The organism is Mariniradius sediminis, from assembly GCF_021491425.1.
GTDB lineage: Bacteria > Bacteroidota > Bacteroidia > Cytophagales > Cyclobacteriaceae > Mariniradius > Mariniradius saccharolyticus.
Genome location: NZ_JAKEVZ010000016.1, coordinates 76,931 through 97,208 on the forward strand (window position 1 = coordinate 76,931; position 20,278 = coordinate 97,208).

Here is a 20,278-nt window from a genome sequence, read left to right on the forward strand (position 1 = left end):
TTTACCTGAAAATTGGACAAAACGTGACTATTTGGCAACACCGCCTGTAAATTAAAATTCTTGAAACAAAACCAAAGGATCCTGCCGAAGCAAAACAGCCAAGGTCTCATACAGCTCCGCCCGTGCGGACTTCAGTTCGGCCGGCTTTTCGAAAAAGACTTCCACCGCCACAGCAAAGAACTCGTGGAGGTTTCTGGTGGCGGAATTCCTGAAAATCGATTCTCCGCCGTTGTCAATCAACGCGATTTCTTGATTTGCAAGGTCTTCAAAAGCCTTCCAAGTCCGAGGATTGAAAAAATTGCTCTCATTGTTGTAATGGATCAGGTTTTCGAGCTTCAGCGCGTGGGCCATCTCGTGGATACCGAGATTGATGCCGTCTTGGGCATGCCCCAGCCCATGGACAAAATTGGACCAGGAAACCACAATAATCCCCAACTTCGGATTGACCTCGCCCTTGTGGTACTGTTTGGTGATGGTCGAATAGTAATTATCGGGATACACAAGGATTTTCTTGAAGTGCAGAAAATTGACCGAATCAAATCCATAAGCAACCATCACAGCCGTCGCGCTGATCAAAACGACCATTTCCCGCGTGACCGCTTCGAGGCCACCCCGAGGGACGAACTTCTTGATAGAAATAAAATAAGCAAGCTTTTTCCTGAACGCTTTCTGATTTTTTGGGGAGAGTTTGGCGTAGTAAGGGAAATGCTTTGCGAGGATCTCAAGGTCCTTGGAGGGCATCAATCTCTCTAGCAGGGAGTAGCGGATTTGCCTGTATTTCTGGTAAAGGATTTCACCAATCTCGAAAAAAGCTTCCTGACTCATAGGAAAAGGATTGGATCAAAAAAGAAATTCCGGGCCAAATGGCCCGGAATTCCAACTGGATAATTCAATTTATTTTGCATAGCTGACTGCGCGCATCTCCCGAATGACGGTGATTTTGATCTGACCGGGATACTGCATTTCCTTTTCGATTTTTTGGGAAATGTCGAAGGAAAGCTTGTTGGCTGTCTGATCGTCTACGTTTTCGGCATCGACCATGACCCGAAGTTCACGCCCTGCCTGCATCGCAAAGCATTTGTTGACACCGTCGAAGCTCAAAGCCAAGTCCTCCAACTCTTTCAACCGCTTGATATAGCTGTCCATGATTTCACGCCTTGCGCCAGGCCTAGAGCCAGAAACGGCATCACAGGCTTGCACGATTGGGGAAATCATGGAAGTCATCTCGATCTCGTCATGGTGTGCACCGATAGCGTTGCAGACTTCGGGATGCTCTTTGTATTTTTTGGCGAGTTCCATGCCCAAGACCGCGTGTGGAAGCTCAGCTTCCTCGGGCCATACTTTACCGATATCGTGCAACAATCCGGCTCGCTTGGCGAGCTTAGCGTTGAGTCCCATTTCAGCGGCCATTGTGGCGCACAGCTTGGCGACTTCACGCGAGTGCTGCAAGAGGTTTTGACCGTAGGAAGACCTGAATCTCATCCTTCCGACCATCTTGATCAACTCTGGATGCAATCCATGGATACCTAAATCAATGCAGGTGCGCTCGCCGATTTCGACGATTTCCTCGTCGATATTCTTTTCGGTCTTTGCCACGACCTCCTCAATACGGGCGGGGTGAATTCTGCCGTCTTGGACCAATCTGTGGAGTGAAAGCCGCGCTATCTCTCTTCTTACAGGATCAAAACCAGATATGATGATGGCTTCGGGTGTATCGTCCACAATGATCTCCACACCTGTCGCCGCCTCCAGCGCACGGATATTACGTCCTTCGCGACCGATAATTTTCCCTTTCACATCATCCGATTCGATATTGAAGACAGAAACACAGTTTTCGATAGCGTGTTCTGTTGCGGTACGCTGGATTGTATCGAGAACGATTTTCTTGGCTTGCTTCGTCGCCGTCAATTTCGCCTGGTCAAGGATATCCTTGATTTGGGAGGATGCTTTTGTTTGGGCTTCGTCTTTGAGCATTTCCACCAACTGTTCCTTGGCTTCATCCTTTGTTAGACCCGCAATCTTTTCAAGATCCGCGATACGTTGATTGGTAACCCGATCGAGTTCTTCCTTCTTGACCTGAACTGAATGCAACTGGGCAGTGAGGTTCTCTTTCTTGCTGTCGAGTTCTGCTTCTTTTCTCTTGATTTGCTCCAATTCCTTGGAAAGCACCTGTTCCCTTTGCTTTAGCTTGTTTTCATTGGTGATGATGATGGCCTTCTTTTTGTTGGCATCCTCCTCAAACTCTGCCTTAAGTTTTAGATACTTTTCCTTTGCTTCAAGGATTCTGTCTTTTTTCAGGGCCTCTGCATTAATCTCAGCCTCACGAATGATACTTTTTGCTTTTTCTTTAGCTTCTTCCTCAAGCTTTTTGGCATTGTTTTTCAGAAATAGGCTGGCAATAAAGCCGCCCAACCCTAGACCGACTAGGGCTGCGATGATAATATATGTTGTTCCCATAGGTATAAAATATGTAGTTTACCTACCGGGATCAGAAAAAAATCCACGAAAAAAGAGATTACTCTGGGTTATAAAAGGGAACTCAATTGGTCATTGACCTTGGACAGACTCGCTTCGATAAGTTGGCTGTCATCTGAATTGACCATATCCTGGTTCATGGACTCCACCATGCTATCAAACGCGACCATGGCCAGCAAATCCTGTCTATCATCGAGGCCAAATTCCTCTCGATACCTTTTGATTTTATCATTGATCAGTTTTCCCGCGTGCCTGATTTTGGCCTCATCCTCCGCCTTCACTTTCATGGGATATTCCCGATCACCGATTTTCAACCTGATTGAAAGTGTCTCCATAGTTACTCAGACAAGTAGGCAATGATATTATCGATTTCCTTTATATAATGATTGATCTTTTCTCTCAATTCGGCAGATTCCATTTCCTCCACCGGTATGCTATTCACAAGTTTAGCTATTTTAATTTGATTTTTAAAATCCTCCAACGCCAGTTCCCTTTCCTCCAGCTTTCTTCGGGTAGCCTGAATCTCTTCCCGAAGGGACTGATTGTCCTGCTCGAGTTGGGTTAATTTCCTACCGACCTGGAGGGTCAGTTTTTCCAATCGTTGAAGTTCTTCTTGAATCATTTTCTATTTTCTGATAAAGGCTCCTACCTCATTTTCAAAGCTTTGGATCAATCTGGACATGGTCCGCTCGATCACTTGGTCTGTCAAGGTCTGCTCGGAATCCTGTAGGAAAAAGCTCAAAGCATAGGCCTTTTTGCCTGCCTCGATCTTGTCTCCTTGATACACATCAAAAACCCCGATACGCTGAAGCAATTTACCTCCGGCTTTGACCGCGACTTTCTTGATTTTGTCAAAACTCACCTGTCTATCAATCACCAAGGACAAATCCCTCCTAACCTCCGGGAATTTGGATATTTCTTGGTACTTTTTCAAGCCTTTGGCTTTTTTCGTCAACAAATCCCAACTCAGCTCTGCAAAAAACACCTCCTGCTTCACTTCCCCCAGCTTACATATCTCCTCTTGCAGCAAGCCGACAGTGCCCAGAACCTTGGTACCCAATGTCAACTTGAGCGCGTAATCATAGGGCGCTTCGTGGATGATTTCGACTTCCGCCCCTTCATATCCAAGCTTTTCCAGGATCAAATCCACCACGCTGTACAAATCTGCAAAACCGACGGGCACAGATGCCATTTGCCAAGACTCGATATGCTTGTCACCTGTCATGAAAATACCCAGTCGCTTCTCCTCTTGGTATCCATTTTCGGTTTTGGCATACACTGTACCAAACTCAAACATCTTGAGATCCGTCTGCCGACGGTTGATGTTGTATGCCAAGACCTCCAAACCAGAAAACAACAAACTCTGCCGCATCACTCCCAAGTCTTCGCTGAGTTTATTGAGTATCTCGACATTCTGTTCAGGATTCAGAAAGCCGGATTTTTCCGAATAGACAGGTTTGGTCAGCGAATTGGTAATGATCTCGTAAAAGCCGATCCCGGACAATATCTCGCTGAGTCTGTACTGAAGTTTGTTGAAGTCCTTAGCTGGATGTTCGGCCAAAGAATCTGCTTTCAGTGTCTCGGACAAAGGCACATTGTCAAACCCGTGGATTCTCAGGATTTCTTCTATGACATCGGCCTCGCGGGTCACATCGACGCGGTACGGTGGCACTGAAACTTTGAAACCATTTTCCTGCTCATCAAAAACCCGAATATCCAAAAGACCCAAAGTGGTCCTGATTTCGCTTTTCTCCAATTCCTTGCCAATGAGCCTGTTGATGTTTCGATAGGAAACCTCTATCTCAAGATTTTGGATTGGATTCGGATACACATCCACTACTTCGGAAGAAATCTCCCCTCCTGCGATCTCTTTGATCAAGAGCGCAGCGCGTTTCAATGCGTATATAGGCATATTTGGATCGGTGCCCCTTTCAAATCGGAAGGAAGCATCGGTCTTGAGGCCGTGAAACTGTGAGCCTCTTCGAATCACGTCCGGAGAGAAATAGGCAGATTCCAAGAAAATGTTTTGGGTCGTGTCGGAGACGCCGGAGCCTTTCCCTCCAAAAATGCCCGCTATGCAAAGGCCTCCTTTTTCATCACAAATCATCAATTCCCCTCCTGAAAGCTTTCTTTCCTTATCATCCAAAGTGACAAAAGTGGTGCCTTTCGGCAGTTTCTTCACGATGATTTTTCCGCCCTGAATTTTGTCTGCATCAAACGCATGCAACGGCTGACCCAAATCATGGAGAATAAAATTGGTCACGTCCACGATATTGTTGATGGGCTCGAGGTCCAAGGTACGAAGGTAGTTTTGCAACCAAGCCGGAGAAGGTCCAACCTCTACATTTGAAATGGTCAAGCCTGAATATTTTGGGCAATCCGCCGCGTTTTCTACCACGACACTGATCGGTCGCTGATTGCTGTCCGACTGGAATGCATCCACGGAGGGAATGCAAATTTCCCTTTTCAAAAGCGCCTTGAGATCCCTAGCCACTCCCAAATGTGAAGCAGCATCGGCCCTATTCGGCGTCAGGCCTATTTCCAGTACATGGTCTTTACTCACTTTGAAGTACTCGGCGGCGGGAGTCCCATTTGGCAAATCCGTATCCAAGACCATGATGCCAGCATGGCTTTCACCGATACCAATCTCATCCTCGGCACAGATCATACCTTGGGAAACCTCTCCACGGATTTTTGCTTTTTTGATTTCAAAAGGTTCGCCCGAAATGGGGTAAAGCGTGCTACCTTCAGTGGCCACGACGACCTTCTGCCCCGCGGCGACATTGGGCGCACCGCAAACTATCGGCACAATGGCAGTCCCGATATCGACGGTAGTCACGCTCAGCTTGTCTGCATTGGGATGCTTGGCGCAAGTCATGACCTGTCCGATTACCACTCCATCCAGGCCGCCTTTGATAGATTCAAAGACCTCGATTCCTTCCACTTCCAATCCAGAGCCGGTAAGCAAAGCGGCGATTTCCTCCGGCTTTTGGTCCAGGGCTATAAAATCCTTTAATCTATTGATCGATATCTTCATGAAAATCCGCTTTTTTCAGAGCAAGGCACAAATTTAAGAGAATTGACATAGGGGGGAACCCCTTGCCGAAAAATTGTCGCAGCAATCTTGGCATTTACTTCTTGTAATCTTTCTCCCCTGCCAAGATGCCCACTTCCAAAATATTCTCCCTTGGCGGTAGCGGGCATGCAAAATCCGGGTTGTAGGCGCAATAAGGGTTGTATGCTAAATTGAAATCAATCGTGATGCTGTTTTTGCCATCCTGTCTAAGGTTCAGGTAACGCCCGCCGCCATAGGTATCGCTGCCACTCGTCGCGTCGGCAAAGGCCAAAAAGAAATTCCGCTTGTCCTGCTCCTTTGCAGCTTGCAGCAGCAGCAAACGGATAGTTTTTCCTTCCCATTCGAATTCGGCCCAAGAATGCTTCAAATATTTTTCAATTGAGCCGTCAGTCATCGGCAATTCCAACATCCTGCGGTCCTCCACCGGCACCATCTTAGCCCTCACCTTGTATTTGGGGTCAATTGGATAATGTTCCAAATCCGTCAAGTCCCTTTTTTGGCTTTCAGTAAGCGGAGACTCGATGTTGTACTTGAGGTATTTGAACTGGCGCTCACGCTCTTTTTCGACCTTTTCAAGGTAGGCTTCAGGAGACTCGGTGGCGGTCAGCGTGTAGCCGACAGCGATAGCAATCACGGCAAGAACGCCCAAAATCAGGATATTTCTACTTTTCATAATTCACATCAAACCTTCATCGGCGAAGCTAAAATAGCCAACATCCGTGAAAATGAGATGGTCGACGACGGGAACATCGAGATTTTTCCCGACCTCCTTGAGCTTTGTCGTCAGGCGGCGGTCTTGTTCGGAAGGCTTGGCACTACCTGAGGGATGGTTATGTACCAAAATGATGGAATTGGCGAGGCTGTCCAAAGCATATCTGAAGATAATTTTGGGATCGGCCACGGTGCCACTCGTGCCTCCGGAGCTGATCAACTGTTTTCTGATCACATAATTCGTCCTGTTGAGCAGCACGATATAAAAATGCTCTACAGGTTCGTCCAAAAGTTCTGTTTTCATCAGATTATATACATCCGCAGAGGATGTGATTTTTGGGCGCTTGGGGGAATCGGTGATCAATTTCCGCCTGCGGCCTAGTTCCAAAGCCGCCACGATACTTATCGCCTTGGCTTCGCCGATGCCTTTGAACTTCTGGAGGTCCGCCAGGCTCAACTTAGCCAATTCCGCCAAATCATAATTGACCTTGGAAAGGATATGCTTGGAAAGATCAACCGCGGAAAGGTTTTTGGACCCCGAGCCGATCAGGATCGCGATCAACTCCGCATCAGAAAGTGCCGCTTTTCCTTTTAATAAAAGTTTTTCCCTAGGTCTGTCCTCCTCCGCCAAAGCCGAAATCTTGATAGAATTGTATTCCTCCATAAAAATTCACCAATGATACTGTTGGAAAATTGTATCGACTAAAAATACCGAATGCACAAAAACAAAAAAAGCCCCAAGCTGCTGCAAGGGGCTATTTAAACGTTTAATTTCTTGTTTAGGAAAGCGAGCTAACGAATTTCGCCAATTTTGACTTCTTGTTAGCTGCGTTGTTTTTATGAATGATATTCTTCTTGGCGAGCTTATCAATCATAGAGGTAACTGTTTTGAACAGTTCGAGCGCTTCGACTTTATCGGTCACAGACTTCAACTTCTTGATAAAAGTCCTTGTCGTCTTGTGCTGATATTTGTTTCTCAAACGCTTGGCTTCGTTTGCACGGATTCTCTTAAGTGCCGATTTGTGATTTGCCATATCCTTAATTTACTTAATGTCGATTTACAACCCTTTTTCCCTAAAACGGAGTGCAAATGTAATTGATTAATTTTTAAACACAAAGGGAAATTCGAACAAAACCTGGTCAAGCCCGAAAATCAATGAATGTTGGTGATTACCGCCTACGGGCACAAAGGTAAATCAAAAAAAATTCAATTTTAATCACTAAAGAGTTATTTTTACACTATGCGACTGATCATCCTCTTTCTTTCCATTGTTATTCTTTCTTCCCAAAAAAGCCAAGCCTGGGGATTCTATGCCCACCAGCGGATCAATCGGCTCTCAGTATTTTCCCTGCCGCCTGAAATGATCGGTTTTTTCAAATACCATATCGACTTTATGACCGAAAATGCCGTCAACCCCGACAAACGGCGCTACGCGGTCCTTGGCGAAGCCGAAAAGCACTTCATCGACCTGGACGCGTATGGGGATAGCGCAGTACACAAACTCCCACGCTATTGGCAGCAGGCCTTGGAACAATATTCCGAAGCCGAACTTCGCTCCAAAGGAATCGGCCCATGGAATGTCTACCATACCAAAATCCTGCTGACCGAGGCCATGAAGCGCAAAGACCCCAAAGCCATCCTTCGCCTCGCAGCAGATTTGGGACATTACATCGGCGACATGCATGTGCCCCTGCATACCACCAAAAACTACAACGGCCAACTGACCAACCAATACGGGATCCACGGTTTTTGGGAAAGCAGGATTCCGGAACTACTATCGGAGGAATACGACTTCTTTGTGGGGAAAGCGGACTATCTCAGAAGCCCTCAAATCGAAATTTGGAACACGCTTATACAAACCCATGCGGCGCTGGATTCAGTACTCAGCTTTGAAAAAACCATCAGCACACGCTTTCCCGAGGACAAAAAGTACACATTCGAAGAGCGCGGAGGCATCAATACACGACAATACAGCCGTGAATTTACCTTGGCCTACCACCAAGCCCTCGGCGGACAGGTCGAGCGGCAAATGCGCAGGGCGGTCAAGATGGTGGCTGATTTCTGGTACACCGCTTGGATAGATGCAGGCCAACCCGATTTGGATGGTTTGATACAAAACAAGCTCGATATCGATCCCGAAAAATTTGATCGGGACGAAAAGCTAAACGTCCGAGAACATGAAGGCGGACTCGCGCTGCATGATAAAAATCGCCGGGATTTGTTTCGAAGAGAGGAACTTCTCTGGCTGATTGGGCCAGCCTAGTTAAGCCAATTCCTTCTTGGTCGAATTCAAATAAGCTTGGATCGCCCTGCCCAATTTTTCGAAAGTCTGCCTGAACACGGCTTCGTCTTCCTCCAGAAGCGTCACGCGAAAGCCCCGCAAGTCTGAGCAAAAGGATGAAATCGGCACGACACAGATATTTGCCGAAGCCAATAGATAGTAGACAAACCGTTTGTCCAAAGGCATTTCCGGATCCTGTGCCAGCCAGCCGTCCAGCAGTTCCTTGAGCTTGGGATCTGTGATGGGCAGAAATTGGTCTTTTTCCAAAAAGTTTTCATCGAAAACGACCGTATTGTAAAAGGCACCCTTGGTAGGGTTAAACTTTATCCCGGGAATATCGCCCAAAATCTCCGCCATGATACGGCTGCGTCTGCCAATCTTCTCGTTGGCGTCGGCACGATAGGCCGCGTACTGTGGATGCGACATGATCTTTGGAATGGAAAGCTGTGGCAGTATCGTCGAGCAAACCTCGATCATTTTGGCATTTTCGAGCGTCTGGACCAGCTTACTGAATTCCTTGGAAGCATTGCGGTTGTAAAACTCCATCCAGCCGCAGCGTGAACCCGGCCAAGGAAATTCCTTGGAAATTCCTTTCAGCGAAATCGCCGGCAGATCCCCAATCACTTCAGAAAGTGCCGTGGCCTTTACGCCGTTATAAGTAATGTTTTGGTAGATCTCATCTGCTATCAGCAGCAAATTGAACTCCCGTGCAATGTCCACAAAGCCCTGCAGGACTTCCTTAGGATACACCATGCCCGTAGGATTGTCGGGGTTAATGATCAAAATGCCGACAATCGCTGGATTGTACTTGACCTTGTTGTACAGGTCCTGCATGTCGGGTAGCCATTGGTTGGCAGGGTCAAGGGTATAGGTGACCGGGGCGGTATTGGCATGCGCGGCCTCAGCGGAACTGTGTGTACTGTACGCAGGCGAAGGTCCGATAATGCGGGCAGTGGGTAACAAGAATTGATACAACTTGGCAATCGCATCGCCCAAACCATTGAAAAACAAAATATCCTCTGCAGAAATTTGGGCGCCACCTTTTTGGTTGTTGAGTCCCGCGAGAAATTTCCTTGTTTCCAATACGCCTTTGGAATCAGCATACCCATAGGAACGGTCTTCGTTGACAAGCTCAGAAACAATCTCCTTCATCCATGCAGGCACCTTGTTGTGCTTCTGGATTGGGTCGCCGATATTTTCCCAGGTAATATCATAGCCCAAGGCCTCGATCTGACGGGCCTTTTTGACTATTCCCCTGATCTCGTAATTCAACTCTTCGGCGCCCGGCCGCAGCAAAATCGTCCTCATGGTGTGGGTATTTGGAAATTAGCAACAAATAAACAAAAAAGCGAAAGGAATATTCAGGATTCGACAGGAATTGTGGGGGAGCGATGCAAAATCGGCAACCCTAACCAGCGTTACCTAGAAAAAACGAACCAGAAAAATTTTCCTGAAATCAGTCACAATTCCAGCGGCGAATTCGCCTAGGATTTTAAAAATAGATGTAGCTTAACGTCATGAAAAAGTACCCAAAAGTCAAAACCCTGATTCCTGTAGTTCTTCTATTTGCTGCAGCCGGCGTGATTGGCTGTTCCAGAGACTGCGAGCCGAACTTTGCAACTTGCAGCGAAGTCCCTCAGACCGGTGAAGACTGCTCAGCCTATTTCGAAAGGTGGTTTTACAACAAGCAAAAACTCAGGTGTGAGTTGGTCGGCCACAGCGGCTGCTCACCTAAAGGCTTCGAGACAGAGGAAGAATGTAAGGAATGCAAGTGTTTGTGATTTGAGGTCCGTATTACCTGGGAGATTTGAAAAAAACTTCTACCGCACAATTCGATTCATTCAGGCTATAAGCAATCTGATGTTTTTGCGCAAAAGCGGATTGAGGTACCGCGATAGGCCTTTTTTTTGATTGTTTTGCTCGGAAAACACCAAAAACATTATCGTTTACTTTTGGAAGCCGTCCATACTGTAAGCGTCCGATCAGGTAATTTTCGGACCAAAAATTCAAAAATCAAGTCCGATTCTCTTTTTTCAATATCAGCTCGATCTCGATTTCAAACTTTGGAAGTACGTTTTCGACAACTCCCCAAACAGCCCAAATGTCAACGCCTATATAGTCGTGAATCAACTTATCCCGCATGCCGGAGATTTTCTTCCACTCGACTTGCGGATATTTTGCCCGGAAATCTTGAGGTAGCTTCTTGGCCGCTTCACCGATGATTTCAAAATTACGAATCACCGCATCCTGAATCATATAATTTTCCAGAAATCCAGCTTCTTCCAATCCCCTTGTATACTCCTTGATCCTTGAAATACAGGCAGCAATATGCTCGATATAGATGACCGGATCTTTCATCCGACGAGTTTGATAACATCCGATTCAATGTAGGGAATCAAGGACCGATTTAGCGAGCGCAGTGTAACAAGGTCGACTTTTACCCCCAGCACTTCACTGAGTTCCTGTTCGACCCCGATCAACTCAAGCAAATCCACTTTGTCGCCAAAATCAATCAAGATATCAAGATCACTGTGCTCGTTTTCTTCTCCGCGCGCATAGGAGCCAAAAACACCCAGGAAGGTTGGATTCAGCTTTTTTGTGACTGCCTTGATGATTTCCTTTTGCTGATTTGAGACCATAGCCTAAAGTTAGCTATTTTTCGTAAAAGACTTCTGCTTCCAGCTGTACCCCAAGCAGATTTAGGCATTGGAGGTAATCAGTCATTTATGCCTCCTACAAAACCCCTCAGGTAATATCGACAAGGCCTCTGAAATCCTCAGATTCAGGGATACCACCCCAAATCCTACTTGTTCACAGAAGTTTCAAATTGTCATTTCCATGATTTTGCTCAGACATTCCCAAAACAGCGCTATTTTTATTTTTTTGGTAAATCCCTCAAAAGCATAAATCCCTATTTTTACAACAGACTGAAAAGCCAACCCAGACACCTTTCGACGTCGGCTTTCTTCGAAAAAAATCCAAAATAACGAACCAACAGCCATGTCAGATAGCACCCGTTTTGCCGCATTTTTGTGGGAAGTTTTGAAGCAGCAAAGTGAAGCATCTTCAATGGATTGGCTGGGGCTACAGGGCGAAGAAATCCAGAAAAGCCAAGCTTCGATGAAGTTTTTCCTCGCCTTTGGCAAAGCCTCCCGGTACTTCAAGAAAGAACCTTTGATCCTCTCCGCCTCCAAAATCCATGAAGCAAAATCCCTTCGTCCGGGATTCAGTCCCGAATCCTGGGACCAGTTGCAGGCGGCGCGGACTTATTTACTGTTGCAATACCCCAGCCAGGACGAAGCCGCTTGGATGAAAAGTGTGCGCCAGCTTTTCGAAACAGCCGACATGCACGAGTTGAAATCGCTTTATGCTGCCCTGCCGCTGATGCCATTTCAGGAACACCTTGTAGCCAGGGCAGTAGAGGGCCTACGGACAAATATCACGTTGGTGTTTGATGCTGTTGCGCTCAACAATCCCTTTCCGGCAGAGCACCTGGAAGAAGCTGCTTGGAACCAAATGGTTGTCAAAGCCATCTTCATGCAGCGTCCGTTGTTCCAAATCCTTGACTCAGACCGCCGCGCCAATGAAAACCTGGCGCATACCCTGGTCGATTTCGCCCACGAAAGATGGGCTGCGGGAAGGTCCGTGATGCCGGAAGCATGGCGGTTTGTGGCTCCGTTCCTGAATTCCCAGCGCTTGGGCGATATCCGGAAAGTGATTGCCACAAAAGACCCCTTGCAGGTAGAGGCAGCATTGTTGGCCTGTCACCAAAGTCCGCTGCCTGAGGCAAAAGTCTTGCTGGGCGAATTTCCAGAGCTCAAGAAAGAAATCGAAAGCGGTTCGATCAACTGGACCTCCATCGGGGAACGGTTCCGCGAGGCGAATCCATAATGCCCCAGAATCCTTGCCTGCATCCCAATTAACCGATTAAATTTACCATCCTTTAGATACCCTTACCCATGGAAATGTACATTGACCCACATATTCACGTCACTTCACGCACCACTGATGACTACGAAGCCATGCGCAAAGCAGGCGTAGTGGCCATCATCGAACCGGCATTTTGGCTGGGTCAGCCCCGCACCGAGGTGGGAACCTTCAAGGATTATTTCAGCAGCTTGGTAGGCTGGGAGAGGTTCCGCGCCAAAAACTTCGGGATCGTGCACTACTGCACGATCGGCCTGAATTCCAAGGAAGCCAACAATGAAGCTTTGGCGGAGGAGGTGATGGAACTACTGCCGCTTTTTGCAACCAAAGACGGCGTGGTGGCAATCGGTGAAATCGGCTACGATGACCAAACGGCCGCGGAAGACAAGTATTACCGCCTGCAACTGGAGTTGGCAAAAGAAGTCGGATTGCCCGTCTTGATCCATACCCCACACAGGGACAAGAAGCGCGGTACTACCCGCAGCATGGACGTCAGCGACGAGCATGGCCTCGATCCCAAAATGGTCATCGTCGACCACAACAATGAAGAAACAGTGAAAGAAGTCCTGGACAGGGGATTTTGGGCCGCGTTTACGATCTATCCCCATACCAAAATGGGCAGTGAGCGAATGGTGGAAATCGTCAAGCAATACGGACCCGAGCGCATCATTGTAGACTCTGCGGCTGATTGGGGCGTAAGCGATCCCTTGGCCGTGCCAAAAACGGCGGCGCTGATGCGCAAGCATGGAATCCCAGAGGAACACATCCGCATGACTTGTTACCAAAACGCCCTGACCGCCTACTCCCAAAGCGGACAAATGCACGAATCGGACTGGCTCAATGCCGCGCCGATCGACCAAAGACAAAAACTATTTGGAAACACGGTCCTTCGTGGAGGGCAAGTGCCCCGCGTCGAAGGGCCTGCAGATAAAGTTGAGAATTAAACCATGACCTTGATTTCGAGATTCAAAGCTTACGCCCAGCTCCTCCGTCCTGCCAATATCGTGACCGCTATCGCGGATATATGGGCGGGATTTACCGTCTCCGGTGCGGCGGTTTTGCTTTTTCTCCCCCAAGTCCAAGAACCTAGCTATTGGTCAATTTTGGCTTGGCTGACGCTGTCCACCATAGGCCTTTACGGTGGCGGAGTAGCCTTCAACGATATTTTTGATGCGAAGCTTGATGCTGTCGAAAGGCCAGAGCGGCCCATACCCAGCGGCCGAGCTTCCAAGTTGGGAGCGGTTTTCATGGCATCACTCTTTCTAATCGGAGGAATTTTGGCTGCTTTCCAGGTAGGAAAATTGAGCGGGTACATCGCCATGGCTGTGGCTGCCTGCGCCCTGCTTTATGACGCTTGGGGAAAGCACCAATCGATCTTTGGCCCAATCAATATGGGCCTTTGCAGGACAGGAAATTTGCTGCTTGGAATTTCTGCCATCCCTACCCAGGTGCCCGAATTATGGCCTTTGGGGCTGATTCCGCTAGCCTACGTGTCCGGGATCACGATGGTCAGCCGCGGCGAAGTCCATGGGAAAAACAAAGGCGCCCTGTACGGGGGATTGGGCCTCTATGGTGGCATCATAGTGACTTTGGTGATAATCTCCTTCGGCAAAGGAAAAGCCGGCATACAGGCGCTTCCTTTCATTGGGCTCTTGGCCTACATGGTTTTTCCGCCATTGATCAAGGCGATTCAGAAACAAGAACCCAAATTGATTGGAAAATCTGTGAAAGCTGCCGTTATTTCCCTCATCATTCTCAATGCGTCCTTGGCAGCGGGTTTTGGGGGCTGGTTGTACGGTTTGGTGATCTTGTTGCTCTTGCCAATATCCCTACGGTTAGCCAAGATTTTTGCTGTAACCTGAGGATTTTTTGGGAAAGATGCGCCGATCATTTTGAAAAGAAGGTCCCATGAATACGATTTTGAAGCAAAATTTTACAGTTCCCTTTCAATACAATGTCTGTTTTTCGGAAGATATTTTCGATCCGAAAAACACTTTGCTGGCGGGAACCTTGGGAAAGGAAAAGGCTTCAAAAACATTTTTTGTCATCGACAGCGGCGTGGCGGAACACCATCCGAATTTGGTCGAGCAAGTAAAATCCTATGCGAAAGCACATACCGACAAGCTGTTTCTCTGCGCTGAGCCTTTGATCGTACCGGGAGGTGAGGCGAGCAAAAACGACCGCGCCATCATGGAACAAATCATGGAAGCCACGCACCTTTATGGGATTGACCGACATTCCTACATCGTCGCGATTGGTGGCGGGGCGGTACTCGACATGGCGGGTTTTGCAGCCGCTATCTCCCACCGAGGCATCCGGCATATCCGCATCCCGACCACCGTACTTTCCCAAAACGACTCGGGCGTGGGCGTCAAAAACGGCATCAATGCCTATGGTAAGAAAAACTACCTGGGCAGCTTTGCACCGCCGTACGCAGTCATCAACGATTTCAATTTCCTCAAGACGCTCGACGACCGGGATTGGCGCTCGGGTTTGGCGGAAGCGATCAAGGTGGCTTTGATCAAGGACGGATCGTTTTTCGACTGGCTGGAGCGGCATGCCGCAGCACTTGCCAAGCGGGATATGGACCCGATGAAAACCTCCATCATCCGCTGCGCGCAGATGCACTTGGACCATATTGCAGGCAAAGATCCCTTCGAAATGGGTTCATCGCGACCATTGGATTTTGGGCATTGGGCGGCACACAAATTGGAGCATTTGACCAATTATACCATTCGCCATGGTGAAGCGGTCGCTATCGGCATCGCGCTCGACAGCACCTATTCCCACCTTAAGGGCTGGCTCAAGGCCGAAGAATTGCAACGGATTCTAGCGCTGATCTCAGCCTTGGGATTTGATCTTTTTGATCCTGCACTTACAGGAGAAAACCTCCTCAAAGGCCTCCAGGAGTTCCAGGAGCATCTTGGTGGCCAATTGACCATCATGCTGCTGCGCGGCATCGGAACTGGGGAAGAAGTGCACGAGATGGATGGGGATTTGGTCAGGAAAGCGGTAGCCTATCTGGAACAAATTTCCCTGAAAAAGGAACCAGTTTGACCATGTTGATCGCCAACCACCTCCTCACCTACTGCAGCAATATCCACCCCGGCGAGACTTGGCAGGACACCTTCAACAGCCTGAAAGTCCATATCCCCAATGTCAAAAAGGCTGTGAGTCCTACCCAAGCATTCGGCATCGGCCTGCGGCTTTCAAATCAGGCTAGTAACGAATTGGATCAGGGGAATAACTTGACGGAATTCAAGACTTGGCTCCAAAGCGAAAATTGCTACGTCTTTACGATGAACGGCTTTCCCTACGGTGATTTCCATGAGACGGTCGTCAAAGACCAGGTCCATAGCCCCGACTGGTCCACTCCCGAAAGACTTGACTATACACTCAGGCTTTTCAGGATTTTGGCGGAAATCATACCCAGCGGCATGGAAGGCGGGATTTCTACCTCACCGATTTCTTACCGCTTTTGGCAAAAGACTGCGGAAGAACGAAACAGCGTCTTGGAGCGCGCCGCGGTGAATCTAGCCGAAGTCGCTGCAAATCTGCACTTTCTTGAAAACCAGACCGGCAATTTCCTTCACCTCGATATCGAACCCGAACCGGATGGCATCTTGGAAAATTCAGACGAAACAATCGCGTTTTTCCAAGATTGCTTGCTGCCTATCGGCACCAAATACCTGGCTGAAAAACACCATATCCCAAGCGGAGATGCGACGCAAATCATCCTCAGGCATATCCAAGTCTGCTACGACGTTTGCCACTTTGCGATCGTGTATGAAAAGCCGACAGCTACCTTCGCTAAATTTGAACTAGCGGGCATCAAGATCGGCAAGATACAAATCAGCGCTGCGTTGAAAGTGGATGTTCCTGCTGCGCAGCTGGAACGTGACAAGCTCAAAGAAAAACTCAGCCAGCTATCTGAATCGACCTACCTCCACCAAGTAGTGGGAAAAACGGCTTCCGGGGAAATGGAATCCTATCCCGACCTGCCCGAAGCGGTACGCTTCCTTCCCAAATCGAATGCGGAGGAATTCATGATCCATTTCCACGTACCCTTGTTTCTCAAAAACTACGGCTATTTCTCGTCAACCCAAGACGCGATTGTGGAGGTCCTCGATGCGATCGCGCACAAGCCCGTCTGCAAGCACCTGGAAGTGGAAACTTACACTTGGGGCGTACTCGAACCAGCCTTGCGAATCGACCTTTCCCAGTCCATCATCCGAGAACTAGAATGGGTCATCCAACACATGAAAGCATGAAAAAAACCGTTGTCCTTGATGTCGTGGCCCTGTCTTCCCGCGTGATTGGGAAGCATACCCCATTTTTGAAACATTGGATCGAAAAACGCAGCAAAACCTTCATCAATCCGGTCCTTCCGGCGGTGACTTGTTCGGCACAATCGGTGTACCTGACGGGAAAATCCCCAGCAGAAAACGGCATCGTCGGCAACGGCTGGTATTTCAGGGACGAGTGTGAAGTGAAGCTTTGGCGCCAATCCAACAAACTCGTGCAGGCACCCAAAATCTGGGACAAACTCAAAGAACTGGACCCGAATTTCACCTGTGCCAATATGTTTTGGTGGTACAACATGTACTCCTCCGTCGATATTGCCGTGACACCGCGCCCGCTTTACCCAGCCGATGGCCGAAAACTCCCAGATATCCACAGCCAACCGATGGAACTTCGGGACCGCCTGCAGCAGGAACTCGGCCAATTTCCGCTATTCTCCTTTTGGGGGCCAAATGCCAACATCGAATCCACCGCTTGGATCGCACAAGCCGCCAAGAAAATCGATGAATGGTACAACCCAACCCTCAATTTGATTTATCTCCCCCACCTCGATTACGGACTGCAGCGCTATGGCCTCGATTTTTCCAAAATTGGAAAAGACTTGGAAGAGATCGATGCTATTTGCAAGGACCTGATCGAGTATTTTGAGGCCCATGGCACGGAAATCATCCTGCTCTCCGAGTACGGCATCACGACCGTCAACCGGCCCGTGCACATCAATCGGATTCTCCGGGATAAAGGTTATATCGCCGTAAAAAATGAATTGGGCCGGGAAACCCTCGATGCTGGAACCTGCCGGGCTTTCGCAGTTGCCGACCATCAATTGGCGCATGTGTACGTGACAAATCCGACCGACATTCCTACCGTCAAAAAACTGCTCGAAAACACGCCAGGGATTGAGAAGGTCTTGGACAATGAAGGTAAAAAAGCGTATCAAATCGACCACGAACGCGCAGGGGAATTGGTGGCCGTAGCGGATAAGGACGCATGGTTTACCTACTATTTTTGGCTGGACGATGTCAAGGCGCCTGACTACGCCCGCTGTGTGGATATCCATAGAAAGCCGGGCTACGATCCCGTGGAAACCCTCGCCGACCCCAATATCAAGTTCCTCAAGGGTAAAATCGGCCTCAAACTCCTCAAAAAGAAACTCGGTTTCCGCTATCTGATGGACGTGATTTCACTGGATGCCACTTTGGTCAAAGGCTCCCACGGCCGAATTCCCGAAGACAAGCAGGACTGGCCGATTTTGGTGACCAACAAGCAAGTCAAACCAAATGTCGAAGGAAAAGAAGTGTTTGATATCATCTTCGAAACGGTGGCCGGACATTAGGAAGCGCTCCTGTTTCCCCAAACTTTCGAATTGAAATATCCCACCGAAGGAAATCGATTTTTTTCAATAGCCTCTTTATCAGATATTTGCAAAAGTTTGTATTATAAATACAAGATATTTTGTAGTCATAATACAAGGTTTATCAAGTTCATTGATAAACTATAAATGCACTATTTAGAAAATCGACGACCAATTGCTGCGAGCCAAATATTTTATTTTCCAAGTATCGCAGAATCTGGATCATTGGCAGTCCAATGGATATTTAGTGGGAATACAAGTTGGAGATCGGCCATAAAAAAACCCGGTCTCCCGGGTCTTTTTCTTTTCCAAGATGTCCTTATTTCGATATCCGCTTGGCGGTCGAGCTCATTTGGCCCATTACCATGCCCTGCAGGTTATCATTGTCCACTTTGGTGAGCTTCAGGTCGATATCGGTTCCTTCGGCATAAAAATAAATGGTGATGCTATCACCGTTTTCTTCGACACGGTCAATGGGGACTTTGCCGGGAGAAGGTTCCATGACAGGTTCCAAGTCGCCGGACAATTTGCCGTCTACACGCGACAGCTGGGCAATCATCTTGACATCGCCATAGGGGGTACCGAGGATCACTACTTCCCAAGAACCGACAAAGAAGTCTTCGGAAGGCTCAGACTGGGCAAAACCATTGGATACCAGCATCGTGGACACCAACAGCATGAGAAACAACACTTTTTTCATAAAGGGAATTGGTTAAGATGAATTAGAGGGATTATTGTAGGTTGAATTCAAAGGATTCTTTTTTCAAGCAAAAATGAGAAACGATACATCCGATTTGACCAAAAAAAGAAACCACTCGAATGCCGAAATATATACTTTTTCCTCCAATATCAATCAAGTCGTTCCTTGCAAATGAGCCTCGGGTTCGGGCTCCGAATTGAGGCCGGACGCCAGAATCTCCGCGAGGTTATAGAGCAGCATGGTAGAGATGAATATAACGTCCACTTAATCAGCGCTTGCGGTAGGATTACTACAATCTTCTTACAACATGTCTTTGATTCAAATCAAGGTCTTCACAAGATACTTACTACTAGAGGGGGATCAGTCCCCCTCAACCAATTCCCAACATTCACCGTCCGTTTTCTCATAACGAACCAACCCTTTCGACTTGCTCCAATACAAATTGGAAATAAATCTTTCTCGGTTGGAAAAGTACGGGTCGCTGGAGAATACCAAGACATCTTCATATTCTGCCTGTGTTGTAACTAATGTGATAAAGCCATCGGCTAAAAGATCCTCGATAAGAAGTTCATGACGATAGCCATAAAATGCTGCCTTCTTTGTCCTTAATTGAACATCAATCGATGTCTTATTCTGTTTATTTCTAAAAACCGAAAAAAATTCTCCAGTCAAGTATCTATGACCGCCCTTTATCGGACTTGTATGCCTACAATAAATTACCACGTGTTGTGTCACGATTCCATTGAACTTTTGTGCCTCCGGGTACCCAAAAATTGTATCCTTTTTCAAAAGAAATATGGTGTCAATTTCTCCAAAATTTGATTTGAATACGAGCGTCTGGTTTTCACCATATGGCATCCAAGCGTAATCCTCCGCAGTTAGCCTATTTACCCTATCGCAGGAAAAAGTGGCCAACAATAAAACTGAAACAATAAGTTTATTCTTCATGTACGATTCAATCCTCTAACGTTTCAAAGACGTTCACCTGTATCCCGAAGCTTCGCCAGTAACCAACCATATGATCCAACCAAGTGTCAACCATATGTCCGCCTAATCCCCCATCATATTTTTCTCTTTCAATCCCCCGAGTGTAGTATAGACTTCCGGTGGTGGCTGGGTGGATCCCGATATTCATCGTGGATGTAATTCCACCCTATTATCAACCCAATTTGTAATTGGAAATCAAAACCGAACAATACAGCTGAATATAGTTTGAGATCAGGTGAAAAACAAATCCCAGTGCTGGACGGGAGTAATTGCATCCGCCGCTGATAACCCAAAAAAAACAAAAAAGCAGGCCACCAGCCTGCTCCAAGTGATCAAGTGATCCCGCTGGGATTCGTCCCGATAGCCATCGCGGACCAGGACCAATACTACACCACCGAAAAACCCCAAAAACAAAAAAGCAGGCCACCAGCCTGCTCCAAGTGATCAAGTGATCCCGCTGGGATTCG

The 20,278-nt window shown here is 47.7% G+C and carries 21 protein-coding genes; 8 read left to right on the plus strand and 13 right to left on the minus strand.

The genetic code is table 11. From position 1 onward, the window contains the following. Positions 1-51: 51 nt before the first annotated feature. From L0U89_RS17565 to rpsT, 8 genes are all read right to left on the minus strand, one after another. Positions 52-825, minus strand: a complete 774-nt coding sequence (locus L0U89_RS17565) for a zinc-dependent peptidase (RefSeq protein ID WP_234862710.1) — start codon at positions 823-825, stop codon at positions 52-54. Positions 826-894: 69 nt separating this feature from the next. Continuing rightward, positions 895-2,457, minus strand: coding sequence for a ribonuclease Y (gene rny / locus L0U89_RS17570; protein WP_234862711.1), 1,563 nt, complete (start codon positions 2,455-2,457; stop codon positions 895-897). Between the two features lie 68 nt (positions 2,458-2,525). Continuing rightward, on the minus strand, positions 2,526-2,810 hold the full coding sequence (locus L0U89_RS17575) for a cell division protein ZapA (RefSeq protein ID WP_008630135.1): 285 nt from the start codon (positions 2,808-2,810) through the stop codon (positions 2,526-2,528). A 2-nt stretch (positions 2,811-2,812) separates the two neighbouring features. Continuing rightward, complete coding sequence (locus tag L0U89_RS17580; protein ID WP_008630137.1) at positions 2,813-3,097, minus strand: hypothetical protein; 285 nt, start codon at positions 3,095-3,097, stop codon at positions 2,813-2,815. A gap of 3 nt (positions 3,098-3,100) precedes the next feature. Further along, on the minus strand, positions 3,101-5,512 hold the full coding sequence (gene pheT, locus L0U89_RS17585; protein WP_234862712.1) for a phenylalanine--tRNA ligase subunit beta: 2,412 nt from the start codon (positions 5,510-5,512) through the stop codon (positions 3,101-3,103). A gap of 94 nt (positions 5,513-5,606) precedes the next feature. Beyond that, positions 5,607-6,224 (minus strand): DUF1684 domain-containing protein, encoded by a 618-nt coding sequence (locus L0U89_RS17590; RefSeq protein WP_234862713.1) that lies wholly within the window; start codon positions 6,222-6,224, stop codon positions 5,607-5,609. Positions 6,225-6,227: 3 nt separating this feature from the next. Next, positions 6,228-6,926 (minus strand): RadC family protein, encoded by a 699-nt coding sequence (gene radC / locus L0U89_RS17595; RefSeq protein WP_008630143.1) that lies wholly within the window; start codon positions 6,924-6,926, stop codon positions 6,228-6,230. A gap of 115 nt (positions 6,927-7,041) precedes the next feature. Then, entirely contained in the window at positions 7,042-7,296 is a 255-nt protein-coding gene (rpsT, locus tag L0U89_RS17600; RefSeq protein WP_008630145.1) for a 30S ribosomal protein S20, read from the minus strand. 207 nt (positions 7,297-7,503) lie between these two features. Between rpsT and L0U89_RS17605 the strand changes: the two genes are divergently transcribed. After that, a complete protein-coding gene (locus tag L0U89_RS17605; RefSeq protein ID WP_234862714.1) occupies positions 7,504-8,526 on the plus strand; it encodes a zinc dependent phospholipase C family protein in 1,023 nt (340 codons plus the stop codon). Here the strand turns inward: L0U89_RS17605 and L0U89_RS17610 are convergent, their stop codons facing one another. After that, entirely contained in the window at positions 8,527-9,852 is a 1,326-nt protein-coding gene (locus L0U89_RS17610; RefSeq protein WP_234862715.1) for a pyridoxal phosphate-dependent aminotransferase, read from the minus strand. It abuts the gene before it with no gap. 209 nt (positions 9,853-10,061) lie between these two features. Between L0U89_RS17610 and L0U89_RS17615 the strand changes: the two genes are divergently transcribed. Beyond that, positions 10,062-10,325, plus strand: coding sequence for a BPTI/Kunitz-type proteinase inhibitor domain-containing protein (locus L0U89_RS17615; protein ID WP_234862716.1), 264 nt, complete (start codon positions 10,062-10,064; stop codon positions 10,323-10,325). A gap of 232 nt (positions 10,326-10,557) precedes the next feature. Here L0U89_RS17615 and L0U89_RS17620 read toward each other — a convergent pair whose 3' ends face one another. Beyond that, positions 10,558-10,902: a HepT-like ribonuclease domain-containing protein gene (locus L0U89_RS17620; protein WP_234862717.1), complete on the minus strand. Its 345-nt coding sequence runs from the start codon at positions 10,900-10,902 to the stop codon at positions 10,558-10,560. Further along, positions 10,899-11,183, minus strand: coding sequence for a nucleotidyltransferase family protein (locus L0U89_RS17625; protein WP_234862718.1), 285 nt, complete (start codon positions 11,181-11,183; stop codon positions 10,899-10,901). Before L0U89_RS17625 ends, L0U89_RS17620 begins: the two co-directional genes overlap by 4 nt. A gap of 361 nt (positions 11,184-11,544) precedes the next feature. Between L0U89_RS17625 and L0U89_RS17630 the strand changes: the two genes are divergently transcribed. The 6 genes from L0U89_RS17630 (at position 11,545) to L0U89_RS17655 (ending at position 18,106) form a co-directional block, all read left to right on the plus strand. Continuing rightward, positions 11,545-12,435, plus strand: a complete 891-nt coding sequence (locus L0U89_RS17630) for an EboA domain-containing protein (protein ID WP_234862719.1) — start codon at positions 11,545-11,547, stop codon at positions 12,433-12,435. Between the two features lie 68 nt (positions 12,436-12,503). Continuing rightward, positions 12,504-13,415 carry a TatD family hydrolase gene (locus tag L0U89_RS17635; protein WP_234862720.1) on the plus strand — a complete coding sequence of 304 codons (912 nt, stop codon included), beginning with the start codon at positions 12,504-12,506 and terminating at the stop codon, positions 13,413-13,415. A 3-nt stretch (positions 13,416-13,418) separates the two neighbouring features. Then, the gene (eboC, locus tag L0U89_RS17640; protein WP_234862721.1) at positions 13,419-14,333 is read left to right on the plus strand and encodes a UbiA-like protein EboC; all 915 of its coding nucleotides are present in this window, start codon (positions 13,419-13,421) and stop codon (positions 14,331-14,333) included. Positions 14,334-14,379: 46 nt separating this feature from the next. Beyond that, complete coding sequence (locus tag L0U89_RS17645) at positions 14,380-15,528, plus strand: 3-dehydroquinate synthase (protein ID WP_234862722.1); 1,149 nt, start codon at positions 14,380-14,382, stop codon at positions 15,526-15,528. 2 nt (positions 15,529-15,530) lie between these two features. Continuing rightward, positions 15,531-16,742, plus strand: a complete 1,212-nt coding sequence (eboE, locus tag L0U89_RS17650; protein ID WP_234862723.1) for a metabolite traffic protein EboE — start codon at positions 15,531-15,533, stop codon at positions 16,740-16,742. Beyond that, positions 16,739-18,106 carry an alkaline phosphatase family protein gene (locus L0U89_RS17655; protein WP_234862724.1) on the plus strand — a complete coding sequence of 456 codons (1,368 nt, stop codon included), beginning with the start codon at positions 16,739-16,741 and terminating at the stop codon, positions 18,104-18,106. The genes eboE and L0U89_RS17655 overlap by 4 nt, the downstream gene beginning before the upstream one ends. Before the next feature lie 337 nt (positions 18,107-18,443). Here L0U89_RS17655 and L0U89_RS17660 read toward each other — a convergent pair whose 3' ends face one another. Next, complete coding sequence (locus tag L0U89_RS17660; protein ID WP_008630172.1) at positions 18,444-18,824, minus strand: hypothetical protein; 381 nt, start codon at positions 18,822-18,824, stop codon at positions 18,444-18,446. A gap of 360 nt (positions 18,825-19,184) precedes the next feature. Beyond that, complete coding sequence (locus L0U89_RS17665) at positions 19,185-19,772, minus strand: hypothetical protein (RefSeq protein ID WP_040481119.1); 588 nt, start codon at positions 19,770-19,772, stop codon at positions 19,185-19,187. Positions 19,773-20,278 lie beyond the last annotated feature (506 nt).